The sequence below is a fragment of the Methylomonas stagni genome, from assembly GCF_050154735.1.
In the GTDB taxonomy this organism is placed as follows: Bacteria; Pseudomonadota; Gammaproteobacteria; order Methylococcales; family Methylomonadaceae; genus Methylomonas; species Methylomonas koyamae_A.
Map to the genome: position 1 here is coordinate 1,132,572 of NZ_CP189557.1, position 25,510 is coordinate 1,158,081.

The 25,510-nt window shown below is 56.9% G+C and carries 25 protein-coding genes and 1 pseudogene; 5 read left to right on the top strand and 21 right to left on the bottom strand.

The window, feature by feature from the left end:
- Positions 1 to 117 precede the first annotated feature (117 nt).
- The 16 genes and pseudogenes from acnB to ccmA form a co-directional block, all read right to left on the bottom strand.
- Positions 118 to 2,675: pseudogene (acnB, locus tag ACP4CD_RS05340) on the bottom strand (bifunctional aconitate hydratase 2/2-methylisocitrate dehydratase).
- 20 nt (positions 2,676 to 2,695) lie between these two features.
- Positions 2,696 to 3,322 (bottom strand): Uma2 family endonuclease, encoded by a 627-nt coding sequence (locus ACP4CD_RS05345; protein WP_426993842.1) that lies wholly within the window; start codon positions 3,320 to 3,322, stop codon positions 2,696 to 2,698.
- A 22-nt stretch (positions 3,323 to 3,344) separates the two neighbouring features.
- Complete coding sequence (locus ACP4CD_RS05350; RefSeq protein ID WP_426993843.1) at positions 3,345 to 4,355, bottom strand: isocitrate/isopropylmalate dehydrogenase family protein; 1,011 nt, start codon at positions 4,353 to 4,355, stop codon at positions 3,345 to 3,347.
- A gap of 77 nt (positions 4,356 to 4,432) precedes the next feature.
- Complete coding sequence (locus ACP4CD_RS05355) at positions 4,433 to 5,725, bottom strand: sensor domain-containing phosphodiesterase (RefSeq protein ID WP_426993844.1); 1,293 nt, start codon at positions 5,723 to 5,725, stop codon at positions 4,433 to 4,435.
- A 754-nt stretch (positions 5,726 to 6,479) separates the two neighbouring features.
- On the bottom strand, positions 6,480 to 7,490 hold the full coding sequence (locus ACP4CD_RS05360; RefSeq protein WP_426993845.1) for a M48 family metallopeptidase: 1,011 nt from the start codon (positions 7,488 to 7,490) through the stop codon (positions 6,480 to 6,482).
- Positions 7,487 to 8,521, bottom strand: a complete 1,035-nt coding sequence (locus tag ACP4CD_RS05365) for a YjgN family protein (protein WP_426993846.1) — start codon at positions 8,519 to 8,521, stop codon at positions 7,487 to 7,489. The genes ACP4CD_RS05360 and ACP4CD_RS05365 overlap by 4 nt, the downstream gene beginning before the upstream one ends.
- Before the next feature lie 234 nt (positions 8,522 to 8,755).
- Entirely contained in the window at positions 8,756 to 10,135 is a 1,380-nt protein-coding gene (gene hemN, locus ACP4CD_RS05370) for an oxygen-independent coproporphyrinogen III oxidase (protein ID WP_426993847.1), read from the bottom strand.
- Positions 10,135 to 11,340, bottom strand: a complete 1,206-nt coding sequence (gene ccmI, locus ACP4CD_RS05375) for a c-type cytochrome biogenesis protein CcmI (RefSeq protein ID WP_426993848.1) — start codon at positions 11,338 to 11,340, stop codon at positions 10,135 to 10,137. The genes hemN and ccmI overlap by 1 nt, the downstream gene beginning before the upstream one ends.
- Positions 11,337 to 11,795: a cytochrome c-type biogenesis protein gene (locus ACP4CD_RS05380; RefSeq protein ID WP_064031653.1), complete on the bottom strand. Its 459-nt coding sequence runs from the start codon at positions 11,793 to 11,795 to the stop codon at positions 11,337 to 11,339. The genes ccmI and ACP4CD_RS05380 overlap by 4 nt, the downstream gene beginning before the upstream one ends.
- Entirely contained in the window at positions 11,792 to 12,322 is a 531-nt protein-coding gene (locus ACP4CD_RS05385) for a DsbE family thiol:disulfide interchange protein (protein WP_064031654.1), read from the bottom strand. The genes ACP4CD_RS05380 and ACP4CD_RS05385 overlap by 4 nt, the downstream gene beginning before the upstream one ends.
- Positions 12,319 to 14,265 (bottom strand): heme lyase CcmF/NrfE family subunit, encoded by a 1,947-nt coding sequence (locus ACP4CD_RS05390; protein WP_426993849.1) that lies wholly within the window; start codon positions 14,263 to 14,265, stop codon positions 12,319 to 12,321. The genes ACP4CD_RS05385 and ACP4CD_RS05390 overlap by 4 nt, the downstream gene beginning before the upstream one ends.
- Positions 14,262 to 14,696: a cytochrome c maturation protein CcmE gene (gene ccmE, locus ACP4CD_RS05395; protein ID WP_064031656.1), complete on the bottom strand. Its 435-nt coding sequence runs from the start codon at positions 14,694 to 14,696 to the stop codon at positions 14,262 to 14,264. Before ccmE ends, ACP4CD_RS05390 begins: the two co-directional genes overlap by 4 nt.
- On the bottom strand, positions 14,693 to 14,860 hold the full coding sequence (gene ccmD, locus ACP4CD_RS05400) for a heme exporter protein CcmD (RefSeq protein ID WP_064031657.1): 168 nt from the start codon (positions 14,858 to 14,860) through the stop codon (positions 14,693 to 14,695). Before ccmD ends, ccmE begins: the two co-directional genes overlap by 4 nt.
- Positions 14,857 to 15,618: a heme ABC transporter permease gene (locus tag ACP4CD_RS05405; RefSeq protein ID WP_426993850.1), complete on the bottom strand. Its 762-nt coding sequence runs from the start codon at positions 15,616 to 15,618 to the stop codon at positions 14,857 to 14,859. Before ACP4CD_RS05405 ends, ccmD begins: the two co-directional genes overlap by 4 nt.
- Before the next feature lie 3 nt (positions 15,619 to 15,621).
- Positions 15,622 to 16,296 (bottom strand): heme exporter protein CcmB, encoded by a 675-nt coding sequence (gene ccmB / locus ACP4CD_RS05410; RefSeq protein WP_071156953.1) that lies wholly within the window; start codon positions 16,294 to 16,296, stop codon positions 15,622 to 15,624.
- Positions 16,287 to 16,919 (bottom strand): cytochrome c biogenesis heme-transporting ATPase CcmA, encoded by a 633-nt coding sequence (gene ccmA / locus ACP4CD_RS05415; protein ID WP_426993851.1) that lies wholly within the window; start codon positions 16,917 to 16,919, stop codon positions 16,287 to 16,289. The genes ccmB and ccmA overlap by 10 nt, the downstream gene beginning before the upstream one ends.
- A gap of 141 nt (positions 16,920 to 17,060) precedes the next feature.
- Between ccmA and purE the strand changes: the two genes are divergently transcribed.
- From purE to ACP4CD_RS05435, 4 genes are read left to right on the top strand one after another with little or no spacing between them, the layout of a single operon-like run.
- On the top strand, positions 17,061 to 17,558 hold the full coding sequence (purE, locus tag ACP4CD_RS05420; protein ID WP_064031661.1) for a 5-(carboxyamino)imidazole ribonucleotide mutase: 498 nt from the start codon (positions 17,061 to 17,063) through the stop codon (positions 17,556 to 17,558).
- Complete coding sequence (locus tag ACP4CD_RS05425; protein WP_426993852.1) at positions 17,555 to 17,965, top strand: hypothetical protein; 411 nt, start codon at positions 17,555 to 17,557, stop codon at positions 17,963 to 17,965. The genes purE and ACP4CD_RS05425 overlap by 4 nt, the downstream gene beginning before the upstream one ends.
- Positions 17,881 to 18,420 carry an ATP-grasp domain-containing protein gene (locus tag ACP4CD_RS05430; protein ID WP_426993853.1) on the top strand — a complete coding sequence of 180 codons (540 nt, stop codon included), beginning with the start codon at positions 17,881 to 17,883 and terminating at the stop codon, positions 18,418 to 18,420. Before ACP4CD_RS05425 ends, ACP4CD_RS05430 begins: the two co-directional genes overlap by 85 nt.
- Before the next feature lie 29 nt (positions 18,421 to 18,449).
- Positions 18,450 to 18,647: a hypothetical protein gene (locus tag ACP4CD_RS05435; RefSeq protein WP_426993854.1), complete on the top strand. Its 198-nt coding sequence runs from the start codon at positions 18,450 to 18,452 to the stop codon at positions 18,645 to 18,647.
- Positions 18,648 to 18,667: 20 nt separating this feature from the next.
- Here the strand turns inward: ACP4CD_RS05435 and ACP4CD_RS05440 are convergent, their stop codons facing one another.
- Positions 18,668 to 20,257, bottom strand: coding sequence for a GTPase (locus tag ACP4CD_RS05440; RefSeq protein ID WP_426993855.1), 1,590 nt, complete (start codon positions 20,255 to 20,257; stop codon positions 18,668 to 18,670).
- Positions 20,238 to 21,974: a GTPase domain-containing protein gene (locus tag ACP4CD_RS05445; protein ID WP_426993856.1), complete on the bottom strand. Its 1,737-nt coding sequence runs from the start codon at positions 21,972 to 21,974 to the stop codon at positions 20,238 to 20,240. The genes ACP4CD_RS05440 and ACP4CD_RS05445 overlap by 20 nt, the downstream gene beginning before the upstream one ends.
- A gap of 111 nt (positions 21,975 to 22,085) precedes the next feature.
- Here ACP4CD_RS05445 and ACP4CD_RS05450 point away from each other — a divergent pair, with 111 nt between their 5' ends.
- Positions 22,086 to 22,520 carry a DUF6694 family lipoprotein gene (locus ACP4CD_RS05450; protein WP_064031665.1) on the top strand — a complete coding sequence of 145 codons (435 nt, stop codon included), beginning with the start codon at positions 22,086 to 22,088 and terminating at the stop codon, positions 22,518 to 22,520.
- On the opposite strand, the gene ACP4CD_RS05455 is transcribed toward ACP4CD_RS05450, so the two are convergent.
- The 3 genes from ACP4CD_RS05455 to pabB are packed head-to-tail and all read right to left on the bottom strand — an operon-like array spanning position 22,521 to position 25,116.
- Positions 22,521 to 23,189 carry a DUF2959 domain-containing protein gene (locus ACP4CD_RS05455; RefSeq protein ID WP_064031666.1) on the bottom strand — a complete coding sequence of 223 codons (669 nt, stop codon included), beginning with the start codon at positions 23,187 to 23,189 and terminating at the stop codon, positions 22,521 to 22,523.
- A complete protein-coding gene (locus tag ACP4CD_RS05460) occupies positions 23,186 to 23,746 on the bottom strand; it encodes a uridylate kinase (protein ID WP_426993857.1) in 561 nt (186 codons plus the stop codon). Before ACP4CD_RS05460 ends, ACP4CD_RS05455 begins: the two co-directional genes overlap by 4 nt.
- Positions 23,743 to 25,116, bottom strand: coding sequence for an aminodeoxychorismate synthase component I (pabB, locus tag ACP4CD_RS05465; protein WP_426993858.1), 1,374 nt, complete (start codon positions 25,114 to 25,116; stop codon positions 23,743 to 23,745). Before pabB ends, ACP4CD_RS05460 begins: the two co-directional genes overlap by 4 nt.
- Positions 25,117 to 25,510: the final 394 nt, after the last annotated feature.

Below are 25,510 nucleotides of genomic sequence, written 5' to 3' on the forward strand. Positions count from 1 at the left end.
GAGGCTTCATCCGGTCGCCTCGGGCTCAACCCGACGTGTTTGAGGCCGGTTACCCGCTCGGTTTCGCGGCGAACAACCGGCGCGATGAGGCATAACCCCGCCGCTTAGAAAATGCCATTAGGCGACTTGATCCGCCTTCGTTTGATAGCTGTCGATTTGATTGAAGTTCAGATACCGATAAGTATCGGCGCTGCTTTGGTCGATCAACGTCGCATATTGCATGTATTCCTCCGGCGTCGGGATTTTCCCCAATAAAGAACACACCGCCGCCAATTCCGCCGAAGACAAATAGACATTGGCGCCATTCCCCAAACGATTGGGGAAATTACGCGTCGAAGTTGAAACGACAGTCGAGCCTTCCGCCACCCTCGCCTGGTTGCCCATGCATAACGAGCAACCCGGCATTTCAGTGCGCGCGCCGACTTTGCCGAAAGTACCGTAATAGCCCTCCTCCACTAACTGGTTTTGATCCATCTTAGTCGGCGGCGCCACCCATAAGCGCGTGGGCAAGGCCCCGGCTTTTTCCAGCAATTTACCGGCAGCGCGGAAATGACCGATGTTGGTCATGCAGGAGCCAATGAAGACTTCATCGATTTTGGTCCCAGCCACTTCCGACAAGGGTTTGATGTCGTCCGGATCGTTCGGGCACGCCAATAGCGGCTCGGTGATTTCGTTCAAATCGATTTCGATAATTTCCGCATATTCGGCGTCCTCGTCGGCTTCCATCAATACCGGGTTCGCCAACCAATCCTGCATGGCTTTAATCCGGCGTTGGATAGTCCGTACATCGCCGTAACCTTCGGCAATCATCCACTTCAGCAAGGTGATATTGGAGTTCAGATATTCGCGAATCGGCGCTTCATTGAGCTTGATGGTGCAACCGCCGGCAGAACGTTCGGCTGACGCGTCGGACAACTCGAATGCTTGCTCGACTTTCAAATCCGGCAAGCCTTCGATTTCCAGGATTCGGCCGGAAAATACGTTTTTCTTGCCCTGTTTGGCCACGGTCAGCGAGCCGCTTTTCAGAGCCGCATACGGAATCGCGTTGACTAAATCTCGCAAGGTAATGCCGGGTTGCATCTGGCCTTTGAAGCGCACTAACACCGATTCCGGCATATCCAGAGGCATCACGCCGGTCGCAGCCGCAAACGCCACCAAACCGGAACCCGCGGAAACGAGATACCAATCGGGAATCGAGTGTGCGAATCACCGCCCGTGCCGACGGTATCGGGCAACAGCATCCGGTTCAGCCAGGAGTGAATCACGCCGTCACCGGGACGCAGCGATACCCCACCACGGGTCATGATAAAGTCCGGCAAGGTATGCTGCATTTGCACATCGACCGGTTTCGGATAAGCGGCCGTGTGGCAGAAGGACTGCATCACCAAGTCCGCCGAAAAACCTAAACACGCCAGGTCTTTCAATTCGTCGCGGGTCATTGGTCCGGTGGTGTCTTGCGAACCGACAGTGGTCATTTTCGGTTCGCAGTAACTGCCGGGTCTGACACCGACCACACCGCAAGCCTTGCCCACTATTTTTTGCGCCAGCGTGTAGCCTTTGCCGGTGTCCGTAGCTTCTCCTAAGCGGCGGAACACGGTTGAAGCCGGCAAGCCCAAGGCTAGTCGGGCCTTATCGGTCAAACCGCGACCGATGATTAACGGAATACGACCGCCGGCACGGACTTCGTCGAAAATCACTTCGGTTTTTAACGCAAATTCGCAGATGATTTCTTCGCTGCCGTGGCGTTTGACGACACCTTGATAAGGAAAAATATCGATCATATCGCCCATCGCCATGCCAGTCACATCGCATTCGATCGGCAATGCCCCGGAATCTTCCATGGTGTTGAAAAAAATGGGGGCAATCTTACCGCCGATACAAACGCCGCAGCCACGCTTATTAGGAATGAACGGAATGTCGTCACCCATGAACCACAGCACTGAGTTAGTCGCGGATTTACGTGACGAGCCGGTGCCGACCACGTCGCCGACATAGGCCACCGGAAAGCCCTTGGCTTTTAGCTCGGTAATTTGCTGTTCGGCGTTGGTGATGCCATCGCGCGGCATTTTCAGCATGGCTTTAGCGTGCAAGGGAATATCCGGCCGCGACCAGGCGTCCGGCGCCGGCGACAGATCGTCGGTATTGGTTTCGCCGGTGACTTTGAACACGGTGACGGTCAGTTTTTCCGGCACTTCCGGTTTAGCAGTAAACCATTCGGCATCGGCCCAGGATTGCAGCACTTGCTTGGCGTAAGCGTTGCCGGCTTCGGCTTTTTCTTGCACATCGTGGAAGGCATCGAAGATCAGCAGGATTTGCGACAAGGCTTTCGCGGCAATCGGTGCCAACGCGGCGTTGTCCAGCAATTCGATCAACGGCGCGACGTTGTAGCCGCCGAGCATGGTACCGAGCAACTCGGTGGCTTTTTCGGGCGTCAACAACGGCGAAGTCGCCCCGCCCTTAGCGACGGCAGTCAGGAAACCGGCTTTGACATAAGCGGCTTCGTCGACGCCGGCGGGAATGCGGTTGGCCAGCAAATCCAGCAAAAACGCTTCTTCGCCAGCCGGCGGCTGCTTCAATAATTCGACCAAGGCCGCGACTTGCTCGGCATCCAAGGGTTTGGGAACGATGCCCTCAGCGGCACGTTCGGCTACGTGTTTTCGGTATTGTTCTAGCATGATGATTTCCGGTAAAAAAATTAGGCTTGGGATGCGTTGGCGTTGGCATTTTCTTGAGCCAGCGTTTGCACGGCGATGAAGGTCCGCATGTCGTCGTTGTCGACTCGGGCATAGATTTCGGCGACGCCGAGGTTCAAGCCAATCGATTCGAAAGGCATGTCGTCGCCGAGAAAATAGTGATTGGAGACCCAACCTTCGCTACGCCGACAAACTTCGACATCGACGATGTCTTGCTCGATCAGCACGTATTCCTGCAAAGTCGGAATGGTTTGATATAGGCGGCGTTTGATGGTTTCGTCGCGGCGGCGGGTGGATTTGGATAACACCTCGACGACCAATACCGGAGTCTCGGCGTAATAGTCGTGGGTCGAGGTATCCTCGCAAACCACCATCGCATCGGGGTAGAACAAATACTGGCCGATCTTGACTTTGACATCGGAGCTAAACGGCTCGCAGGGTTGGTCCTGCAAATGGTTGCCGAAGTTACGTGACAAGTTCATCTTAATCCTATCGTGATTCTTGCTGACGCACGACATTGCCACGACTTCCCCGTCGTCATACTCATGCTTGGTGTCGCTGAGCAATTCCGCCGCAAGATAGTCCTCAACGGACATCCACGGTTTATCAAATTCAGATTGCGCGCTCATATCCGCCTCCGTCGCCGATTAATCACTCCATCGCATCGACAATGGCCTGCCCCATTTCCTTGGTGCCGTATTTGCTGCCCGGGTTCAAATCCGGGGTTACATAGACGCCGCCGTTCACGACTTTTTCAATGGCGTTTTGCATGCGGATCGCTGCATCATGTTCCCCCAAGTGATTCAGCATCATCACGCCGCCCATCATCACGGCAGTCGGGTTGGCGATATTTTTGCCGGCGATGTCCGGCGCGCTACCATGCACGGCTTCGAACAGGGCTGCGTCCTCGCCGATATTGGCGCCGGGAATGAGCCCCAAACCACCCACCAAACCGGCGGTTAAATCGGACAGGATGTCGCCGAACATGTTGGTGGTCACCACCACATCGAACTGTTCGGGTTTCATGACCATGTGCATGCAGGCCGCATCGACGATTTTTTCGTCGAATTCTATATTGGGATACTTGGCCGCCACTTCGCGAGCGGTTTTCAAGAATAAGCCTTGGGTGAATTTCAAAATATTGGCCTTGTGACAAACCGTGACCTTCTTGCGATGGTTGTCGATCGCGTATTTGAAGGCATATTCGGCAATGCGCTCGGACCCCGCTTTGGTCACGACGGCCAAGCTTTCGGCAATATCCTTGGCCGGTGTCAGATAATGCTCCAGGCCCACGTACAAGCCTTCGGTATTTTCCCGCACGATGACGATATCGACATCGTCGTAGCGGGTTTTAACGCCATGCCAACTTTTGGCCGGTCGCACGTTGGCGTAAAGATCGTATTGCTTGCGCAATTCGACGTTAATGCTGCGAAAGCCCTCGCCGACCATCGTCGTCAACGGACCTTTGAAGGCCACCCTGGTTTGCGCTATGGATTCCATCGTTGCGTCGGGCAGGGGCGTACCGGTACGTTCGTAGGCCGACATGCCGGCATCGGCCTCGTGCCAATGGATTTTCGCGCCGGCGGCGTTAATCACCGCGACGGCCGCTTCCATGATCGAGGGACCGATACCATCGCCTTTGATCAACGTGACGTTATGCATTCAAACTCTCCTGACTCAATATTTAAGGGATAAACAATCATACACAGTTTCGATTAACGACGCGAAACCGCCGAGACTCAAAGTGCAGCGGCCGATTCGATAACCATGGCATCGTCGATCGGTGCAGCCTCCAGGGTTTCGTGATCGAGATCGTAACAAAGAATTCGCGGCGATCCGCCGAACGGATAGGCCACCGACAAGGTCACGCACAAGCGTCCGGTTGCCACCGACAAATAGGGCCGGGTCAAATGCACGTCCTCGGAACCTTGCAAGGCTCGTAAAAGATACGGTCGGCGTAGCCAACTCGCCCGATTCCCGGCCGCCAACGGCGCGAACCGGCCTGAGGCTGTTCCGTAGCGGTGATCGGCAAGCACGCTACCGCCGATCTGCACGCCGTCGCTGCCCAACAAGTAACAGCGATCGGCGCCCGGTAGCGCCAACAATTGGCGAATGCAATCAAGACTCTCGAGGTCTTCGGCACCGGTTTGTAGAGCCTGTTTAGCCACCAGCATCGCTTGAATATGATGCGGATAACGCGAGCGACCGCTCCGCTTGGCAATATCGAGCGCGTACTGGCCGAATAATTCAGCAACCACCGGGCGCGCTTCTTCGGCGTCTTGCACCCCCATGCGCGGGGTGCCGAAATAATAGCCTTGTACCAAATCGATATTCGCATGCATCGCGATCATCGCTTCCTCATGCGTTTCGACACCTTCGATCAACACCAGACTTCCGGCTTCGTGCAGCGTGGCGACGATATTGGGCAGCATGCGCCGCGCGACCGGGTTATTTACCGCATGGCGGACGATCGACTGGTCCAACTTAACGATATGTGGTTTTATGCGCCAGATCCGCTGAAAATTGGAATGTCCCGCGCCGAAATCGTCAATCGCAATCAAACAGCCCAACTCGCGGTAAAAATCGACCGACCGATTCAATTGCCGCTCTTCCAACAACGGACTTTCCATGATTTCGATCACGACCCGCTCGGGCCGAATTTCTATCAGTTTCAGCAACTCCGCGAAGAAAATACCGAAACGCCAGCCGTGTACGATGACTTCGGGCGCAATATTCAGAAACAACCAGTTGTCGCGGGAATCCGCCCGCTTAAAATTCTGCAAATGCAGGGCTCTACATAAACGGTCCAGATAAACCAAATCCTGCAAGGACTTTGCACTCTCGAACAATTGCGGAGGCGCCACCACACTTCCGTCGAGCGCCCTGCCCCGGATTAACGCCTCGTAACCTACCGCGCGCTGGTGCGGCAAACTGACAATCGCCTGAAAAGCACTACTTAACTCGACATTCTGGTGATGACCGAGCGCATGATCGCCTTCCAGGCGGATTTTGCTTAGGATCTGGTCGAGCATTGCATGTTTGGCATAATCCGTGGTTTATCATATCAATTTCAAACATCGGGCAGTCAGCACAGACCGGGCAACAAACCCGCTGAAACCCAAGGCCGATCTTAGCGTCCTGCAGATCAGAAAGCAAAACTCGCACCAATTGCAGCCTAAGGGGCCTTTAGCCGAGGCGACGACTGAGGGTACTGTGCGCCTATAGATTGGAAACCGCAGTCCTGGCAGACTCCTAGGGGGCTACGACGGCCCGCGGCATACGCGCCGGTGGCACAAACTGGCGGGGCTTCGGCCGGCTTGTAGCCATCGCGCGACTACCGGAGCCGAGACGGCCAAATCATGGCCGATCTCGGCGTCGCCAGACCTTTGAAAATAGTGTCTTCATGTTTCGGCGTACTATGCCGACATCGTTGGTGAACCGATCGCTAGCCGATACTGGCAGAATGCCGCTCTCTAAAGCGAGCGGCCGCACCAAGCTAATCGAGATCGCGCTGCATTTTGGTGCATGGGCTTGATCGAGTGGTTAGTCGACCTACAAACAACCGATCACGAGATAGCGGCCCGACGACCATATAAATTCCGATTGAGACACCGTGCTTCAGCACCGATGCACAAAGTCCGGATAGAACGCCTTCGACGTCAAACGAACGACGATTTCGCTGAACACGAGCCACGACATGCTTTTACCAGACTAAACACTAACCGGGCGCTTGCCGATGCAAATCAAGCGATCACGTGCTTAGCGGCTTTAACCCAATTCGCTTCGCTAGCGCTGCCCCCGCAAAAAAGCGATGCGCTCGGCATTGTCGGGATGCGTGGACCAATATTCGCCGAACTCCCCCATTCGATCACCAAGTTGCAGGCGGTCTCTTTCTCGCCAGTAAGCGTCCAACTTGTCTAGCATATCGGCCAACAAGGTCGGCGATTGGTGATGGCCAATCAGCAAATCGGCGGCATAGCGGTCGGCGGAACGCTCGAAATCGCGCGAATATCCGGTCTCCAGCAATACCGCGGGAGCCGCCGCCAATAGACTACTGATGTCGCCCAGATAGGCCGCCAATGCCAAGCCAACCACGGTGGCTTGTAACATCTGCCGCAAGGCGTGCTTCTCGCGAACATGGCCGAATTCGTGCGCCAGCACCGCCACGATCTCGTCGTCGTTGGCTGTAAGGTCGACCAAATCGTCCAGCACCAACACCGTTCCTCCGGGCAGCGCAAAGGCGTTGGCGCCAAGCTGACGGCTGGCGCGGAACGCCAGCCGAACCTCGGCATGCGGCGCCAAACTAAATACTTTCGCCTGGATGTCGGCGCGGCGCGATTCCGGCACGCCGCTGGGCTGCAACCAATGTTGGTCGAGGCTGGCGAACAACTGATGGTCCATTTCCGTCAACATCTCGGCCGGCAACCTTTCCGCGACTGTCTTGGCCGCATAAGGCAAGCCCCAACGATAGCCGGCAATCGCCAATCCCAGTAATAACAATACGGCGGTTATTGCCGCGACGATATGACTTTCCAAGGTTGATAACCAACCGTCGGCCCGCTCCGGCAGCAAGTCGGCGAAACCGACCGAATCCGCCACTTCGCAGCGGGCTCCGTCGGAGAATAGAATCAAACGCGGCGAACGGCCGAGCGGTGCCGGTATCGTTAGCGCGGCCAGCGGCGCGTCGCGATTTACAGTTTCGCCTCGCAATTGCAAGCGGCCGGCTTCGACGCTGAGAACGACCCGATGGGCTATCGCCTGCCGGCCGTCGAAATAAATGCCGGCGACCGTCTTCACAACGCGATATCGAAATCGAAAATATCGGCGATTTCCTCGCCAGCCGCGCCGGCCTGGCTTTGCAGTCCGCCGACGAAATCGGCAAGGCTGCCGCCCGGTAACAAACTCGTGCATTCGAGACGATAGTGAGCCAGGCGGATATCGGCGAACGGTTTGAAAAGCCCCAACGACAAGCCGATCAGTAACACATTGCTGATCATGATCCACAACAAGTCGCGCGCTCTGGCCCGCGCGGTGAAGCGGTGCGCACCGAGCCGGGTGTGCCCCCACACTAAATTTTGCATCCGCGCCGACACGAAGGGATAGACAATCACCACTAGGCCAAAATACGTCAACACTGCCGCCGCGCCGCCAATCACGCCAGCCTGATTCTGGCCTTCCAGCGGAAAAGTGCCGGACGACAGAACCAGCGTCATGGCCGCGGCCGCGCCGGCAAACATCAGCACCGCCAACAAGAATACCCAGAAATAGATTTTGTAAAACGCTCCGGCGGTGGCTTCGAACTTGAAGCGCGCAGAGCCGAAACTGCTGTGATCACGGGTGTAAACCGTCATGCGCTGTTGCGCCCACGGCCAGAGCAAGCCCAGCGTGGCGCCGCCTAAAAAAGGTGCTCCCAACAGATACCAATAGGCGGGGCCCGTCTGGCCGTGAAAACCGAACCGCAAACCCCTATAGCTGGTGTTATGCAAGCGAAACCGCAAGGACCGCACCAGCAACCACGGCAGCACCGCTAAAATCGCCAGAAAAATCACGGCCGCGATGGTCGGGTCGAAACGGCTGAAAAAAGAATAGGAACCAAACAGCAGCACCGTGATTACTCGACCCTTCAATATCGACTTCGGGTCGCCGTGATAATCGAAGCCGCTGTCGGCGAGTAAGGTATGCCGGTAAAAATACTGGTTGCGCCTGACCTTGGCCCACGGCGAATAAATACCCAAAGTCACGATACTGAGCAACAGATTGACGATCCAGATTCGAAAATATTCGCTCCCGTTTCCGGTGAAACGCAGCGATAGAGGTTGTGCCGACATACGCTCCAGCTCCTTTTACAATGGTATGTGGCCTACAAGCGTAGCCGAAAACCCAAGTCTAGCTGGCAAAATTAGCGGCGAACTCAGTCAGCGGGCACCTGCCGCAGTTAGTAACGGGTCGGGTAGCCGGGGATAACTTTTGCATTGCACCTATCCCTGTCGGTAAGGCGAGACCGGCGGAAATCCCCATACACAAACAAGCCGTGGAGTCCGAGATTCAACCCGACGCGGCGCTTAAATTACCCTGGAAAATTGCTGTTGTTTTTGGACAAGGTACTTGTCGAATACCATGCAAATGTTCCGAATCAACAAGCGGCCGGCGGGCAAGACCTGGACGCCAGCGTCGTCGAGACTCAACAGCCCGTCACCTTGCATGACCCGCAAATGTTCCAATTCCGGCGCGAAATAATGGGCGAAGCGGATCGAGAATTCCCGTTCGATAACCGCGAAAGACAATTCGAAGTGGCAGATTAACTGAGTGATCACGGCGCGCCGCAACTTGTCGTCGTCATCCAATTCGACGCCGCGAAACACCGCTAGCCGTCCTTGGGAAATCCGCGCGACGTATGGGTCCAGTTCCTTAACGTTCTGGATATACGCATCGCCGACCCGGCCGATTGACGTAATACCGAATCCGATCAGATCGCAGTCCGAGTGGGTCGAGTAACCTTGAAAGTTTCGATACAACTTGCCTTCGCGTTGCGCTACCGCCAGCAAATCGTCTGGCTTGGCGAAATGATCCATGCCGATGTATACGTAACCGGCGTCGGTTAGTTTCCTGCCGATCATTTGCAAAATATCGAGCTTGACCGATGGCGGCGGTAAATCGGCTTCGTTGATCTGCCGCTGGGTTTTAAAGCGGCTGGGCATGTGAGCGTAATTGAAGATCGAGAAGCGGTCCGGCGCGTAAGCCAGTACTTGATCCAAGGTATCCGCGAAGCTGGCCTCGGTTTGCAACGGCAAACCGTAGATCAAATCGATGTTGGTGGAACGAAACCCTTCCGTCCGAGCCGCTTCCAGCACCGCAAAGGTCTGTTCCTTGCTCTGCAAACGGTTGACCGCGGCTTGGACCGCAGGGTCGAAATCCTGCAATCCCAGGCTAATGCGGTTAAAACCCAATTCTCGCAACTGCGCGATGGTTCTATCGTTGGTTTCGCGCGGATCGACTTCGATCGAGTATTCGCCGCCGTCGTCGCTACGCAGATTAAAATGCTGGCGGGTGGCGTCCATCAACCGTTGCATTTGTTCGAAATTCAAAAAGGTCGGCGTGCCGCCGCCCCAGTGCAATTGGTTGACCGGACGGGACCCGTCGAATAAGTCGCCCTGCATTTCGATTTCCCGGACCAGATTGTCCAGATACGGTACCGAATGTGCCCGGTTTTTGGTCACAATCTTGTTACAGGCGCAATAAAAACATACCGTGTCGCAGAACGGGATGTGGAAATACAGCGATAGCGGCCCGCCGGCCGCATTGGATTTTTCGATATGCTTGAGATATTCCGCCTCGCCGAAGCCCTCGTGCAATTCCAACGCGGTCGGGTACGAGGTATAGCGCGGACCGGATTTGTCGTAGCGGTGAATCAGGTCCAGGTCGAATTGGATGGATTGATCCATTACTTCACTTCTTGGTCGATGGTGACATTGACCCGCCGGTTGGCATCGGCCAAGTTCAGTTCGGCGCTGCCGATCAAGTCGCCGGCGGCCGGCATCGCATTGCCGGACTTGGAGACTCTGGCAACGATGCGCAATTTCGGAAAGTCGGCCAAATGCAATTGCGGTTGCATCGCCATGCTGTCGTTTAACACCACGTCAATCGGCAAGTCGGCGACCTGCTTGCGGACGATGGCCAACGGCATTTTTGGGCCGTTGGCCGCTTGGGCGTAGATAAATACCGTGCTATCCGCCGGCGCGGTTCGGCCGTTCGCCAATGACGCGCGCACCGAAATTTCGACGTTCGGCGCGGATGCTGCGTTAGAAGGCGGTGCTTTGACCATTTCCGCTTCGGCCATCCGCATCATATTGGCCAACTGTTGTTGAGCCTCGTCATCGGCCGGCAATAATTTAGAAAGCTTTTGCCAATAAGCGATAGCCTCGCGAAAATCGCCGGACTCCGCCTTGGCCATCCCGGCCAGCCACAGCGCGGTGTGATCTTCCGGGACTTGCTCCAGGGCCTTGAAGACCAAGTCGGCCGGTTCGCCGCTCATACGGCCGTTGCGCGCCATCGACAAGGCGTCGGCGTAGCGCAGCATCACCGCCGGATCGCCCGGCTTGCGCCGATTAAGCTCGCCGAAGGCCTCGGCCGCTTTTTGATACTCCTGCATGTATACGAAGGATCGGCCCAGCATCATCCAGCCTTCCAGATCGTCCGGATGTTGTTGCAAGCGATCAACCAAGCGCTGCACCATGGTCTGCACGTTGTCGGCCAGCTTTTGATTGGTTGCTTGCCATTCGGCCTTCTTCATCGCCTCGGGTTCGCCGAGCATGCCGTACAACAACAAGCCGCCCACCGGCAGCAATATTGCAATCGGCACGGCAATCCAGCGACCGGCAGAGCCAATCGCGGTCCCCCGGCCTTGGTCGTCCAAGGTGTCGAGCACGGACAACTGCAAATCATTGTATTGGGCTTCGTACTGCGTCGGCGACAACGCGCCGCTTTGCAATTGTTGCTTGAGTTCGGCCAGTTGTTGGCGAGCGATGTCGGTGTTGCGCTGCGCGCCGTCGGCCGATGAAATCGGCGCTCTTCGAAACAACGGTGGCAGCAAAATCGCTAGCGCCACGGCGCAAAGCGCGGCTATCCAAAGCCAGAATTCAGTCGTCACGCGTCTTCGCCCTCGCCCAATAGTTTTTCCAGCCGGGCTTTTTGCGCGGCGTCAAGTTCGGTTGCTCGCCCGGTCCGCTTGCGGCGCGCCACCAGTATTACCGTGATCAAACCACCACCCAAGAATAACGCAGGCCCTAGCCAAAGCAATACGGTTTTAAGATTGAAAGCGGGTTTGTACATCACGAAATCGCCGTAACGCTCGGTCATAAAATTGACCACATCGGCGCGGGATTTACCCTGGCGCAGCATTTGATAAACCTGTTCGCGCAAATCCTTGGCCAAATCGGCGTTGGAATCGGCGATAGTTTGATTTTGGCAAACCAGGCAGCGTAATTCCGAAATCAAGGTCTGATAGACCTGTTCTTGCTCGGGTTGGGAAAAATCCCGATACTCCACGGCGGCGAAGGTCGTTGAGGCCATCAGCATCAGACTCAGCAGGGCCGCGCGTTTCATGAAGGCTCCCCTTCCAGACGTTCTATCATCGGCAATAACACTTGTTCGAGATCGGCCGGTTGAATCGGTCCGGTGTGTTTATGCCTCACGACGCCGCGCTTGTCGATTACGAAGGTTTCCGGCACACCGTAAACGCCGTAGTCGATGCCGATGCGGCCGTCGCTGTCCATGACGCTGGCGTTATAAGGGTTACCGTGTTTGCCCAGCCAAAGTTCGGCGGCCTGAGCTTCGTCCTTGTAATTTAATCCAATCAGCGTGACTCGGTTTTGCTTGGCCAGCTCGACCAGCAGCGGATGTTCTTCGCGGCAGGAAATGCACCACGACGCCCAAACGTTCAGCAACCAAACCTTGCCTTTCAAATCATTGGGAGTCAGGGTCTTACTTGGCTCGGCCAATACCGGCAAGTTGAATGCCGGTGCCGGTTTGTCGATCAGCGGCGACGGAATTTCCCGAGGATTCAGTTTCAAACCGATCGCCAAAAATACCGATAAGCCAATGAACAGCAATAGCGGTAAAACGTATTTCATCGGCTCTCCTGAGTCTTGATACCCGCCATGCGATAGCGACGGTCGCAGGCCGCCAATAAGCCGCCCACTGCCATTAACACGCCGCCCATCCAAATCCAACGGATGAAGGCCTTATAATAAACCCGCAAACTCCAGGCTCCCTGCTGGTCCAAGGGCTCGCCCAACGCGACGAACAGATCGCGAAACGCGCCGGCATCGATTGCGGCTTCGGTCATCGGCATTTTTTGGACACGATAAACCCGCTTTTGCGGCGCCAATTCGGCGACGATTTGGCCTTCATGGCTGACGGTCAGAAAGCCTTGCTCGGCTTGATAATTTGGACCCTGAGTCTGTTTGACCCCATGGAACTGAAACACGTAGCCGAACAAATCCAGGGTTTCTTCCGGCGCCAAACGCACGTCGCGTTCGATGCTGTACACCGAGGTATAGGTGATGCCGATCGCGAATACGGCGATACCCAAATGGGCCACCGTCATGCCGTAAAAACCGGCCGGAATTTGTTTCAAACGCTCCCAGGACCAGGTTTGGATGCGGTGTTGGAAAGCGGCACCCGACACCGCCAAGGTCCACAGCGCCAGGGCGCTGCCCACTGCCGCCGCCCAGGAATAGAACGGCATCGCCAGCGGGGCGGCAACGGCCAATAGCAGACATGCCGCCGCCAAGCCGCGCAGCTTAACGGTCAAGCTCTTGAAGTCGTCGGATTTCCAGCGCAGCAAAACCCCCAAGCCGACCACCAATGCCAGCGGCGCCATCAGCGGAATGAACACCGCGTTGAAATACGGCGGACCAACCGACAGCTTACCCAAGCCGAGCGCGTCTATCACCAACGGATACAAGGTGCCGAGCAGAATGCTGGCGGCGGTCACCACCAACAGCACGTTATTGACCAACAACACGGTTTCCCGGGACACCCAATCGAAGCTCGCCGAGCTTTTCACGTTGGGGGCCTTGATCGCATACAACAGTAAGGAACCGCCCACCACGGTCGCCAAAAACACCAAAATGAATACCCCGCGCGCCGGATCGCTGGCAAAGGCATGCACCGAGGTCAACACTCCGGACCGAACCAAAAAGGTACCGAGCAAGCTCAACGAAAACGCGAAAATCGCCAACAACACAGTCCAGGTTTTGAACACACCGCGTTTTTCGGTGGCGGCCAAAGAGTGAATCAGCGCGGTACCGACCAGCCAGGGCATGAAGGAGGCATTCTCGACCGGGTCCCAAAACCACCAGCCTCCCCACCCCAGCTCGTAATAGGCCCACCAACTGCCCAAGGTGATGCCCAGCGTCAGAAACATCCAGGCAACGTTAGTCCACGGCCTCGACCAACGCGCCCAGGCGGCGTCCAATCGCCCCTCCAACAACGCGGCGATCGAAAACGCGAACGCCACCGAGAAACCGACATAGCCCATGTACAACATCGGCGGATGCACCGCCAAGCCGGGGTCCTGCAATAGCGGATTTAGGTCGCGGCCTTCGGCCGGGGCCGGGAACAACCGGTCGAACGGATTGGAGGTCAACAATAGAAACAACAGAAAACCGATGCTGACCAAGCCCATCACGCCCAACACCCTGGCGCGCGTGGTATCGGGAATCTTGGCGCTAAAAGCCGCGACCAAGCCGGTCCAAATCGCCAAGGTCAAGGCCCAAAGCAACAACGAGCCTTCGTGAGCGCCCCACACACCGGAGATCAAGTACAAAAACGGCAATGCGGTATTGGAGTTTTGCGCGACGTAGGCGACGCTAAAATCGTGCACAACAAAGCTATAAGTCAGACAAGCGTAGGCCAATGCCATGAACAGCAGTTGCCCGAAGGCCGCCGGTTTGGCGACATGCACCCAGCCGGCGATGTTACGGCCGGCGCCGACAATCGGCAGCAGACCCAACACGATCGCCATGCCCAGCGCCAGTATCAATGAAAAATGGCCGATTTCCGGAATCATGGTTGCCCCGCCGGTTTTTTCAAGCTACCGGCCACTTCCGGCGGCATATAGTTTTCGTCGTGCTTGGCCAACACTTCCTCGGCGACGAATACGCCATTCAGGTCCAGTCGGCCCTTGGCGACGATGCCCTGCCCTTCCCGAAACAGGTCGGGCAAGATGCCGCTGTATTCGACGACGACTTCCTGGCTAAAATCGCTGAGTTTGAAGCGCACCAGCAAATCCTTGCCCGGTCGTTCGACGCTGCCCTTGACCACCATGCCACCCAAGCGAAACGCGGCATTATCCGGAGCCTTGCCGGCCTTGACGTCCGAGGTCGAGAAAAAATACATCAGATTTTCGTTGAAGGCTTTCAGCGCGAAAGTGGCGGCCAAACCCAGTCCCGCCAACATCAAACCGATCAGCAGCAAGCGTTGTTTTCGAATCGGCTTCATCGTTGTTGACCGCGCTTTTGCTTGAGCCACAACTGGCGGAAAAACTGCTTGCGCTGCACGATCGGCCACAACACATTGATCAGCAACACCAAGAAGGTAATGCCGTAGGACGGCCAGACATACCAGGCATAACCGCCCATCTCCAAAAAGCTTTGCAACGTCATGATTGCTTCTCCATCAAGGCCCTAACCCATTGCGAATTGGGCTCGCGCTTTAGCAATTCGAGTTTGGCGGCTTGCAACACCGCAATCAGATAATAAAACTTGAAAGCCACCGCCATCAGTAACAGCGGAATCAACATCGAAACATGGATGGACGGTTTACCCATCTTGCCGACCGTCGCCGGTTGGTGCAAGGTATTCCACCATTCCACCGAATAATGAATGATCGGAATATTGACGACGCCGACCAAGGCTAGGATCGAAACGGCGCGGGCCGCGCTGCGTTTGTCTTCGATCGCGCCGTACAAGCCGATCAAGCCCAAATAAAGAAACAGCAGGATCAACTCCGACGTCAATCGCGCATCCCAAACCCACCAGGTGCCCCACATCGGTTTGCCCCACAACGAGCCGGTGACCAACGCCACGAAGGTAAAACCGGCGCCAATCGGCGCGCTGCCGATCAACATCACTTCCGCCAATTTCATGCGCCAAACCAGCGCGATGGCACCCATGACCGCCATCAACACATAGATGAATAAGGACATCCAAGCGGCCGGCACGTGGATATACATGATGCGGTAACTCTCGCCTTGTTGGTAATCGGTGGGCGCCAGTATCAAGCCGCCGTAAAGGCCGGCACCCAACAACACCAGAAAGATCGCGGTCAGCCACGGAATGAAGCGGTCGGCCAACGCATAAAAATGCGGCGGCGACGAGGTTCGATGAAAAAACCGGCTAACCGGCACGGGAATCACGGACATTACTCAATTCACACTCATTTTTAACGCGGCGGCGGTCGGCAGCGGGACTAACACGAGCGCCGCCAACAACATCGCCAACAAAATATTCAATTGCGCCGAAACCGGCAAACCGCCGGCGGCCCGGTCTACCGCGCCGCTGGCAAAAATCAGCACCGGCACGTACAACGGCAACACCAACAACGACAACAGCATGCCGCCGCGCCGCAAACCGACAGTCAGAGCCACGCCAACCGCGCCGATTAGGCTCAATAATGGAGTAGCTATGATCAAGCTCAGCCACAAAGTTCCCATCGCCCGTTCCGGCAGGCCCAAAAACACCGCCAGCAACGGCGCCACCAGCAACAACGGCAAACCGGTAACCAGCCAGTGCGCGGCGATTTTGCCCAGCACCAATACCGAGAGCGGTTGCGGACTGATCAGCATTTGCTCCAGCGAGCCGTCCTCGAAGTCGCTGCGAAACAAGCCGTCCAGCGACAGCAGGGTTGCCAATAGCGCCGAGACCCAAATCACGCCAGGCGCCACCGCTTGCAATAAATTCGGCTGGGCGCCGATCGCCAACGGAAATAAGGTCACCACCAACACAAAGAACATTAACGGATTGGCCATTTCGGCGCGGCGTCGAAAGGCCAGCATCAAATCCCGGCGGACGATGGCCCAGAAAGCTTGAATCAATGGCATGCTTGCAGATGGATGGTTTTCAATTCGATGTCGGGCAGCCTGAGATCGTGGTGCGAAGTCAATACCGCCAAGCCGCCGCCGGCGACATGTTCCGCGATCAGAGATTCGATTAAGCGTATGCCCTGACGATCTAGCGACGTAAAAGGCTCGTCGAGTATCCACAACCGATTGGCGGTGATCAACAAGCGCGCTAGCGACAAACGGCGTTTTTGCCCGGCCGACAAAGTGTGCACCGGGTTATCGTCGAAACCGGCCAGTTGGACTTTTGTCAGGGCGTCGTCTATCCGATAGGCACCATCGGCCTTCATCGCCAACGCAAAACGCAGGTTTTCCAACACGGTCAATTCCTTCTTGGTACCGTCGGCGTGGCCGACGTAGGCCATGTCGCGATGGTAGGCGCCGTCTTCCAGACGCTCGCCGGTCCAAAAAATATCGCCGGCGTCAGGTTCGCGAAAACCGCAAAGAATCCGCAATAGCGAAGTCTTGCCGCAACCGTTGGCGCCCTCCAACAGCAAGGCCTGCCCGGCCGCCAATTCGAAACTCAAACCGGAAAACAGTAGGCGATCGTCACGCGAACACGCTAATCCCCGGGCTTCCAGCATGACGGTTTGCGAATTTTCCATGTTCGGCGCAAGGCTCCAGGTTTACGAGGGGCGCTATCTTAACATTAAGGCCGCCGGAATCCGCAATTCGCCGACACGGAAAAACGCTCGATTGTGCGATAATCGCCCGCCTTGATTGATTGCAAGCACCGGAGATTTTGCATGACTGCATTGATAGGCATCATCATGGGTTCCACGTCGGATTGGGAAACCATGCAACATGCCGCGCAAACCCTGGAACATCTGGACATTCCACACGAGGTCGAAGTGGTATCCGCCCATCGCACGCCCGACAAATTGTTTCAGTATGCCGAATCCGCCGAGGCCAAGGGCCTGGAAGTCATCATCGCCGGCGCCGGCGGCGCCGCCCACCTGCCGGGCATGACAGCCGCGAAGACCGCGTTGCCGGTACTCGGGGTACCGGTGCAATCCAAAGCACTCAACGGCATGGACTCCCTATTGTCCATCGTACAAATGCCGGCTGGCATTCCGGTCGGCACTTTGGCGATCGGCAAGGCCGGCGCAATTAATGCCGCACTGTTGGCTGCGGCGATTATCAGCAACAAACACTCGCAGTATCGGCCGGCGCTGGACGCCTATCGCCGCCAACAAACCGACAGCGTGATCGCCACGCCCGACCCGAGACAGGTGGCCGGATGAAAATCGGTATCTTGGGTGGCGGCCAACTCGCCCGGATGATCGCGCTGGCCGGTTATCCGCTCGGTTTGCAATTCGTCGTGCTCGATCCCGACACCAACGCCGGTGCCGGCGGCTTGAGCGAACATTTGCTGGGCGCCTACGACGACCCCGCCTTGCTGGCGCAACTGGCCGAAAAAGCCGACATCGTCACTTACGAGTTCGAGAACGTGCCGGCTCACGTCGCCGAATATCTATCCAGTCACACCACGGTTTATCCGCCGGCCGGCGCGCTGGCCGTCGCCCAGGACAGGCTGCTGGAAAAAAATTTTTCCGGGATTTGGGCATGCGCACAGCGCCGTTCGCGCCCGTGGACTGCCTGGACGATTTGGTTAGGGCCGTGGCCGACATCGGTTACCCGGCGATTTTGAAGAGTCGGCGCATGGGTTACGACGGCAAGGGCCAAGTCTTGATCCATTCGGCCGAACAACTCGAAACTGCTTGGTTGGCGATGCAGGAGGCACCCTCCATCGTCGAAGGCTTCGTCGGTTTCGAGCGCGAAGTGTCGATCATCGCCGCCCGCCGCCCGACGGGCGACATCGCGTTTTACCCGCTGTCCGAAAACCGGCATCGCGGCGGCATCCTGCGTATCGCCGAATGTCGTAGCGACGATCCATTGCAGACCTTGGCCGAAGATTACGTGACCCGCTTACTGGAAAAACTCGATTACGTCGGCGTGGTGGCCTTGGAGTTATTTGCGGTCGGCAACGAATTGCTGGCGAACGAGTTCGCCCTCGGGTACACAATTCAGGCCATTGGACCATCGAAGGCGCGGAAACCAGTCAATTCGAAAATCATTTGCGGGCGATTCTGGATTTGCCGCTAGGTTCGACCCGCGCCAGAGGCCACGCTGGCATGGTGAATTTTATCGGCGGCGTCGCCGGCGACGCGCAAGTGCTCGGCATCGCCGACGCTCATCTGCACCTCTACGACAAAGCACCGCGCAAGGGCCGCAAGGTCGCGCACGCGACGGTCAGAGCGGATTCCGCCGACCGCTATCGTGAGGCCTTACAACAATTGGCCGATTTGGCGCTGGCCACAGACGACTCCTGAGTCGTCGAAACCGTGTTCTATCACGCCGGTTCGCGGTCCGGCAAGGCCCTGCCCAGCAGGCTCTGTTTGGCGATATGTTCTTCCTCGCCCGGTGCGCAATCCTGGGCGATTTCGCCAAGCTGTTCCAAAAGCCGCTGATTTTCCTGTTGTTCGCGCCGCAAGCTGGCGGCGATTTCCGCCCACACGCCGGCCAAGGCTTGTTGCAAGCCTTTTTGTAGGCCGCGTTGGGCGGCTTTTTGCAGCGATGGTTGCAATTGTCGCTGCAAAAAATAGGGGATCAACCAGCTTAAACCGATTAGCAAGCCGCTATGTATCGCGAAGTCGCTACCTAAATACGCGCCGAGACCAGTCGCGCCTCGGTAGTAACCGAAGTAGACCTGGTATCCCACGGCGGTCATTGCCGCCAACGGTAACGCGGTCGCGGCGACCGTGGCGATCCGCAAAACTATCCGCTGCGGGCGATTGCCGGGGTTTAGCAGCGCCATCCGGCCGGCCAGCTCGGTTTGCGCGACCACCTTGGCGCCTGCCGTGTCGCGCAAATCTTGCAGCGCCGCTCGCAACGGCCGGGGTGGAATGCCGGCTTGCGACGCCTGCAGCGCCACGTCGTCCAAAAAATCGCCGAACAGCGTCTGCGCCCAATCGTCCCAAAGCTTAATATCGGCGGTTTGACCGCCCGGTTCGGCCCGTGCCTTGGCCAGTTGCGTCAGCGGCCAGGCCAGTCCGGCAGCGAGGTCGGTTTCCGCGCGCTGCCAGCGCGTTTCCAATTGCCGTTGCAGAGCCGGGTAATCGCGTTCGGCCAGCAGTGTTTCCAGGCGACGCAAGGTCGTCGACAACGCTTGTTTTCGCTGGCGTTCGCCGCGACGCTGCATTTGCTGCATCGCATGCCCACCCGCAAGCTCCGCCAGTTTGACCAGCAGCGCCGGAAATTCGTCGCCGTCCGGTTGCGCACAGCTGGTGCGAAACAGCAAGGGGTCGGCAAAACCCGCCAATGCCAGTTGGCGCCGCAAGTCCTCGTATTGCGCCGCTTGGCCGCGATCCCACTGATTCATCACGAACAACCAGGCATGCTTGGCGCCCTCGGCCAATAACAGGCGCCAGGCCTTGCCGTCGCGATAGCGCTCGGGGCTGACCACGTACAACAGCACATCGATATGCGGCAGCCAATTCAACACCAGTTTTTGGTTGGCGGCTTCGACACTGTCGAAATCGGGCATGTCTATCCAAACAATATGGCGCCGCGCGTCGTCGTCGTGGTGATCGATCTTGATGCGGTCCAACGGCAACCCGTCCGGCAGTTCATTCAATGTCAGGCCGAGGTGATGATACAGCGTGACCTCGCGCGAGGTCGGCCTTTCGATGCCGGCCTTGGCGATCGCCCGGCCCGCCAATCGATTCAGCAAACTGCTTTTGCCGACACCGGTACCCCCCATGAAGGCAACGATCATCGGCCGGCCTGCGTCGCCTTGGGCTTGCGGGAACAAGCTGGACGCGATTGGGCTATCCAGTTGCGCCAACCAGTCCGCCTGTTCGAGCGGCAGGCGCTGCGCCGCGACGGCCGCTTCGCTCCACCGGCGAGCGCGACCCAGTAATTCAGAGTATTCGTAATCCATGCTTTTTATCTTGCAAGGCTTGTTCGGCTTGCCGACATTCGGTTTCGTCGATATCGAACCGGCTGTTGCTGGCAATTTGCCCAGGCAGCGCATAAAGACGCCGTTGCAAACAGTGTTCGAACAGCGCGGCGTTGACGGTATGGAGTTGATGTTGCTTTAAATCCGCCTCGACGCGCGCCATATAACCGCCCAGCGTACTTTCCGCCAGCAGCGAGGTCGCGGTCAGCATCAACGGCATCAGCACCAAATCATGCAGACCAATGCCGCCGGCCTGGATAGTCAATAGCACCGCACCGGCGTCGGTGGTCGCCCGCGTGGCGCGCAAACTGTTGAGAATCAGCGGCTGTTCTTGCAATTTGCGATACAGGCGCTGGGCGGCGGCTTCGACGTCTTGCTGAAAATCGCCGTGGTAATTCAGCACAGCCCGTTGATAAGCGCTGGAAATGTCGCCGCGCTGTTGCCGCAACGCGCCGCTGGTTTCCTTCCACCAGCGGGCATCGTCCGCCTCTGTTTCGGCGATTTCCAGCAGGCGGTCCGCCAATTGGATCATCACGTGATCGCCGATCTGCGTTAACACAGCGATTTCCTGGCTGGCGCTGACGGCAGCGGATTTTGAACCGAACAATTTGCGCATCGGCCAAGTCATCGCCCGGCGGGTTTTGGCCAACAATCCCGCCAAACCGGGGATTTCCAGCAAGGTCAACAGGTTCAATACGGCCTGTTGAAAGGTTTCGTAATGATGCGGATGGTTCAGATAATCGCGTTGATAGTCCTTGAGTGCCCGCGCCAGACACTGATCGACCAACGTCCGCCAGTGACGTTGCGATTGATGCTCGGCATACACCGGCTCCAGCCAGTGCGGCCAGAAACGCGTCAAAAGCTGTTGTTGGTATTGACTGTGTTTACGGCGCGAGACCGATTTAACCAGTTCCAATACCGCCTGCTCCGCAGCCCTCGGCCAACTCGGCTGGTCCGGCAATCTTCGAAAATGCAGTGGCACGACATTCGGTACCGGGTCGCGGCGCGCGGCGCGCCATTTTTCGGCCAGCGAGTCGATAATGACGGCTTCCTGACCTTCGCCCAACTTGTTGACGACGATCAAAGTCGGCTGCCGCAGCGACTCCAAAATGCTCATGATGTCCCAGACCGACTGATCCGCGTATTTTTCCTTGCTGACCAACAAAATCACCGCGTCCGCCAGTGCGATGGCTCGCACCAGCCCCTCGCGGTAGTCGGCGGCATCGATGGAGTCGAAGTCGGGCGTGTCCCAGCATACACAGGGCGGTAATAACGGCGAACGTAACGGACTGGTGCCGATCGCGTAACAATCCAAGCGGCCCGGCGCCAATTCGCCGACCGCCACCCGCTCGAAACGACCGAAGTAGGTTTGCAAACCCGGCATGGCCTCGGCGGACACCGCATGACAGAAGCCCTGGGCCTGCACGGTGTAACCCGCTAAAGGGCTGACGCCGGCTTGATGACTGTTCAGCAACAAGTTCACGGTGGAGCTTTTACCGGACTGGGTCGGCCCGATCACCGCGATCTGCATCGGCAAATCCGGATGCTCCGCAATCAGGCGTCCCTTCCGGATAAAAGCCTCGGCGAACAGCAGCTGGTCGGCGCGTTGCTGGTAATCCAGATAACGAGGACTTCGTTTATCCATCCGACCTAGCACGATCTGATAGCGCTGTTTGAGGTGTTGGATAAATTCCAGCATGTGGTAAGCTTGTGCCGTTAAAATTTCCGAGTAAATAAGTTTGTTGGGTAACCGGAACCATTATAAATACAAAATCCGGGTTTGTTCATTTAGCCGTTGGGGGGCTACATCATGAAAATCGCGTCGATTCTTTTCGTTTTATTGCTGGGCGCCGTGGCGAGCGGTTGCAACAAAAGCAACCAGATCAACGGTAGCAGCATGAAAACCGTCAACCGTTCGATCAGCCATATCAAGGAAAAACTGCCGCTCGACCAACGCATCGAATTCGAAGTGTCTTTTTGGACCTTGCGCGACGAAATCCGCGATAACGGCGAGTTTTTGAACGAGATCGACGGCAAAACGCCGGAGCAGTTGATCGAAAAGGGTAAGGAGCTATTTGCCAAACGCAAGGCAGCCGGCAGCAAGGATTACGAAGAATACGCCAACTGGGATCAGATGATTGCCCAATATTCGCAAGAACGTATCGATCAAAACCGGAAAAAAGCCCCCGATCCGCGTGATAAGCAGTACCCTCACCGCGTGGATTACAAAATGCACTCGATGTAATTATCGTTTGGATATCGAGGCCGGCGCCGGCAGTTGTTTTTGCTCGACGAGCACCGCAACGAACTGGCTGGCCTCGCCTATCGTCTTTTCCATCACGTCGATCAACCGGGAAATATCCAGACCCATTTCGACAAACTCGTGACGCAGCGCGGCAATGGCATGGGCATTCAGATTGTGTTTCAGGAACAACACTTGATCCTGAAACGCCGCCAACACCGGTTGCATCCGGCTTTCCGCGTTTTGTAGGGATTTCAGCAGCCGCGCATATTGCTGCCGGGATTTTTTCAATTGCTGCTGACTGCGGGAACGCAAAACCCGATTGCTATACAGTAGCAATTCCGACTCCCATTCCGCGAACAAGGCTTCGCTGATTTCCTCCACCGCTTGAATTCGCTGACTGACTTGGTCGGCCTTGCTCCGACACAAATCGTAACGGCGTTTGAGTTGCTGGTAGCGCTGTTCCAGCGAATGTTCCGGCAGATTGACGATGCTTTTGAATTTGTCCAGAGCATCGACAAATTGATCGCGGCTCTCTTTTAAGCCCACGCACGCCTGTTCTACTTGGGTCACGACGATATCGCGTTTTTGATGACCCAACAGCGATTCCCGGCTTTGGTAATAGGCCTTGCGCAAGCGCTTGTTCAGTAGAGATCGGATGAAATGAATCATGCGTTGATAAATGACGCTTGGTGAATGACGCGGATTCGATATCCGGCGTCGCGACTGTAGCGGCCGAACGCCGAATCCACTATACCCTGGCCGATCAATCGGCCGATGTCCGTGTCGTCGGCGACTTCGGCCGACTTGACCAAGATCAATTCGCCGGCGTCCAAGCGGCCGGCCAACCAAGCGGCCAGACTGTCCGAGGTCACTTCCCAACTGGCTTCAACGCCGGCGGCATCCAACTCGGCGTGATCAGGCATCCAGATGGCCGACCGTTTTGCGGACAAAACTTCCGCGAGGACCGCGACCGAATCGGCGGTCTGAAATTGCGGACGGCGAGCGTGCATCAACCAACCCATTTGCCGCATCGCCAAGAGTGCCATGCGATGCGCGGTAACATCGTCGAAGTTCCAGATTGCTTGGGACCGGCGCACCTGATCGGCAAACTCGCCGCCGCCCGGTACGATGACCAACGATTCGCCCCATCCGCCGAGCGCATCCAAGCAAGCCGGCAATACGCCGGCGCTCAGCAAACTGCCGCCCAGCTTGACGACCCGTGTCATCGCCGAAATTTCTCCAACACTTTTAGCAAGGCCGCCGCCTTATCGAAGCACTCCTGATATTCTTCTTCCATGCGCGAGTCGTTAACAATGCCGCCGCCCGCCCAAAAGCGTATCGTGTCGCGATTGTGGACCAGCGTGCGAATCGCGATATTGGTATCCATGTCGCCGTTAAAACCGATATAACCGATCGCGCCGCAATACACGCCACGCCGATGCGGCTCCAGCTCTTCAATGATTTCCATAGCACGCACCTTGGGCGCGCCGGTAATCGATCCGCCGGGAAAACAACTCCGCAACAGATCGATCGCCTGCTGATCTTCGGCCAACCGGCCGGTCACGGTACTGACCAAATGATGCACGGTGGCATAGCTCTCGATCTCGAACAAGGTCGGCACGCTGACCGAACCTTTTTGGCAGCTTTTGCCCAAGTCGTTGCGCAGCAGATCGACAATCATCACATTCTCGGCACGGTCTTTCGGACTATTGAGCAACTCGGCCATCCGAGCCCGATCTTCATCGGCATCGTGGCCGCGCGGACGAGTCCCTTTGATCGGCTTGGTTTCCACGCAGCCGCCGTTGACCCGCAAGAAACGCTCGGGAGAAGAACTGAGCACTTGCGCGTCCGGCGTATTTAAATACGCACTAAACGGTGCCGGATTGATTTGCCGCAAGGCCCGATAAGCGATCCAAGGCCGACCTCGGCACGTGCTCTCGAAACGTTGCGCCAGATTGATTTGGTAGCAGTCGCCTTCCTTCAGGTAGTGTTTGATTTTCGCGAGGGCCTGAGCATAGTCAGACGCGGTCATATTGGAGCGCGGCTCGCTTAAAATTTCAAAGCCGGTCTCCGGTTCCGGTTCCGGCATCCGGCTGAACCGAACCGTCAAGTCAAGAATTTCCACATCGCTCAAACCGTATCCGGTCAACCAACTGGCTTGCGATTCATGGTCGACGACGACAGCCCACCGATAAATCCCAACCGCCAATTCCGGCAGGTTTTCGCAATCCCAAGCCGCGGCCGGCAAGCGCTCGATACGACGGGCCAGATCGTAACCTATATATCCGATAGCCCCGCCGCAGAACGGCAAGCCCTCGATTCCAGGCTGATGCTCACCCAGCTCCACCTTCAACAGATCGAATGGATCGTCGGCACTGTAGCGAATTTCGCCGCCACGGCTGATCCGGGTAAGTTCTCCGAACGTCTGCAGGGTGGCTTCCGGCTCGGCGGCGAGGATATCGAAGCGACCTTGCGAATCGGCGGGCCGGCCGCTATCCAGAAACATCGCCCAGGGCCGGTCGGCCCATGGCGCAAATAGCGCTGCACTATCCGAAACATACGGCAGGCGTATTTTAACGGGCTGAATTGGGGGCATTAAACGGGGGAATTCTCGATGAAGCACCAAAACCGATCATAACGACCGAATCGGCAAAGGACGTGATTTTATACCAGCGGGAAGGTTTAGACCAACCCGGCACGCAGCGCCGAATGGATCGAGCCGAATACGGCCTGGAAAGCCGGCAACTGCGTGATATCTGAAAAAGCTTAATCGCTCGGGAGAATCGACCCTCGCTTTCGCAAGTCGAATCAGAAACGCCTTGCGCGAATGTTGCCGATCTCGGGGCTTTACCGCCATTTCGGAGGGAGCCGAAGCGGCGCTCTCTTCCGCGTCCGCCGATCTTCGCAACCGGGCAGGAGAAGTCGTCGTTTCCGAGAACAGCTTGGGAAACTCACGCTCAATGGAAAAGACGATTTGAACGATCGCCAGA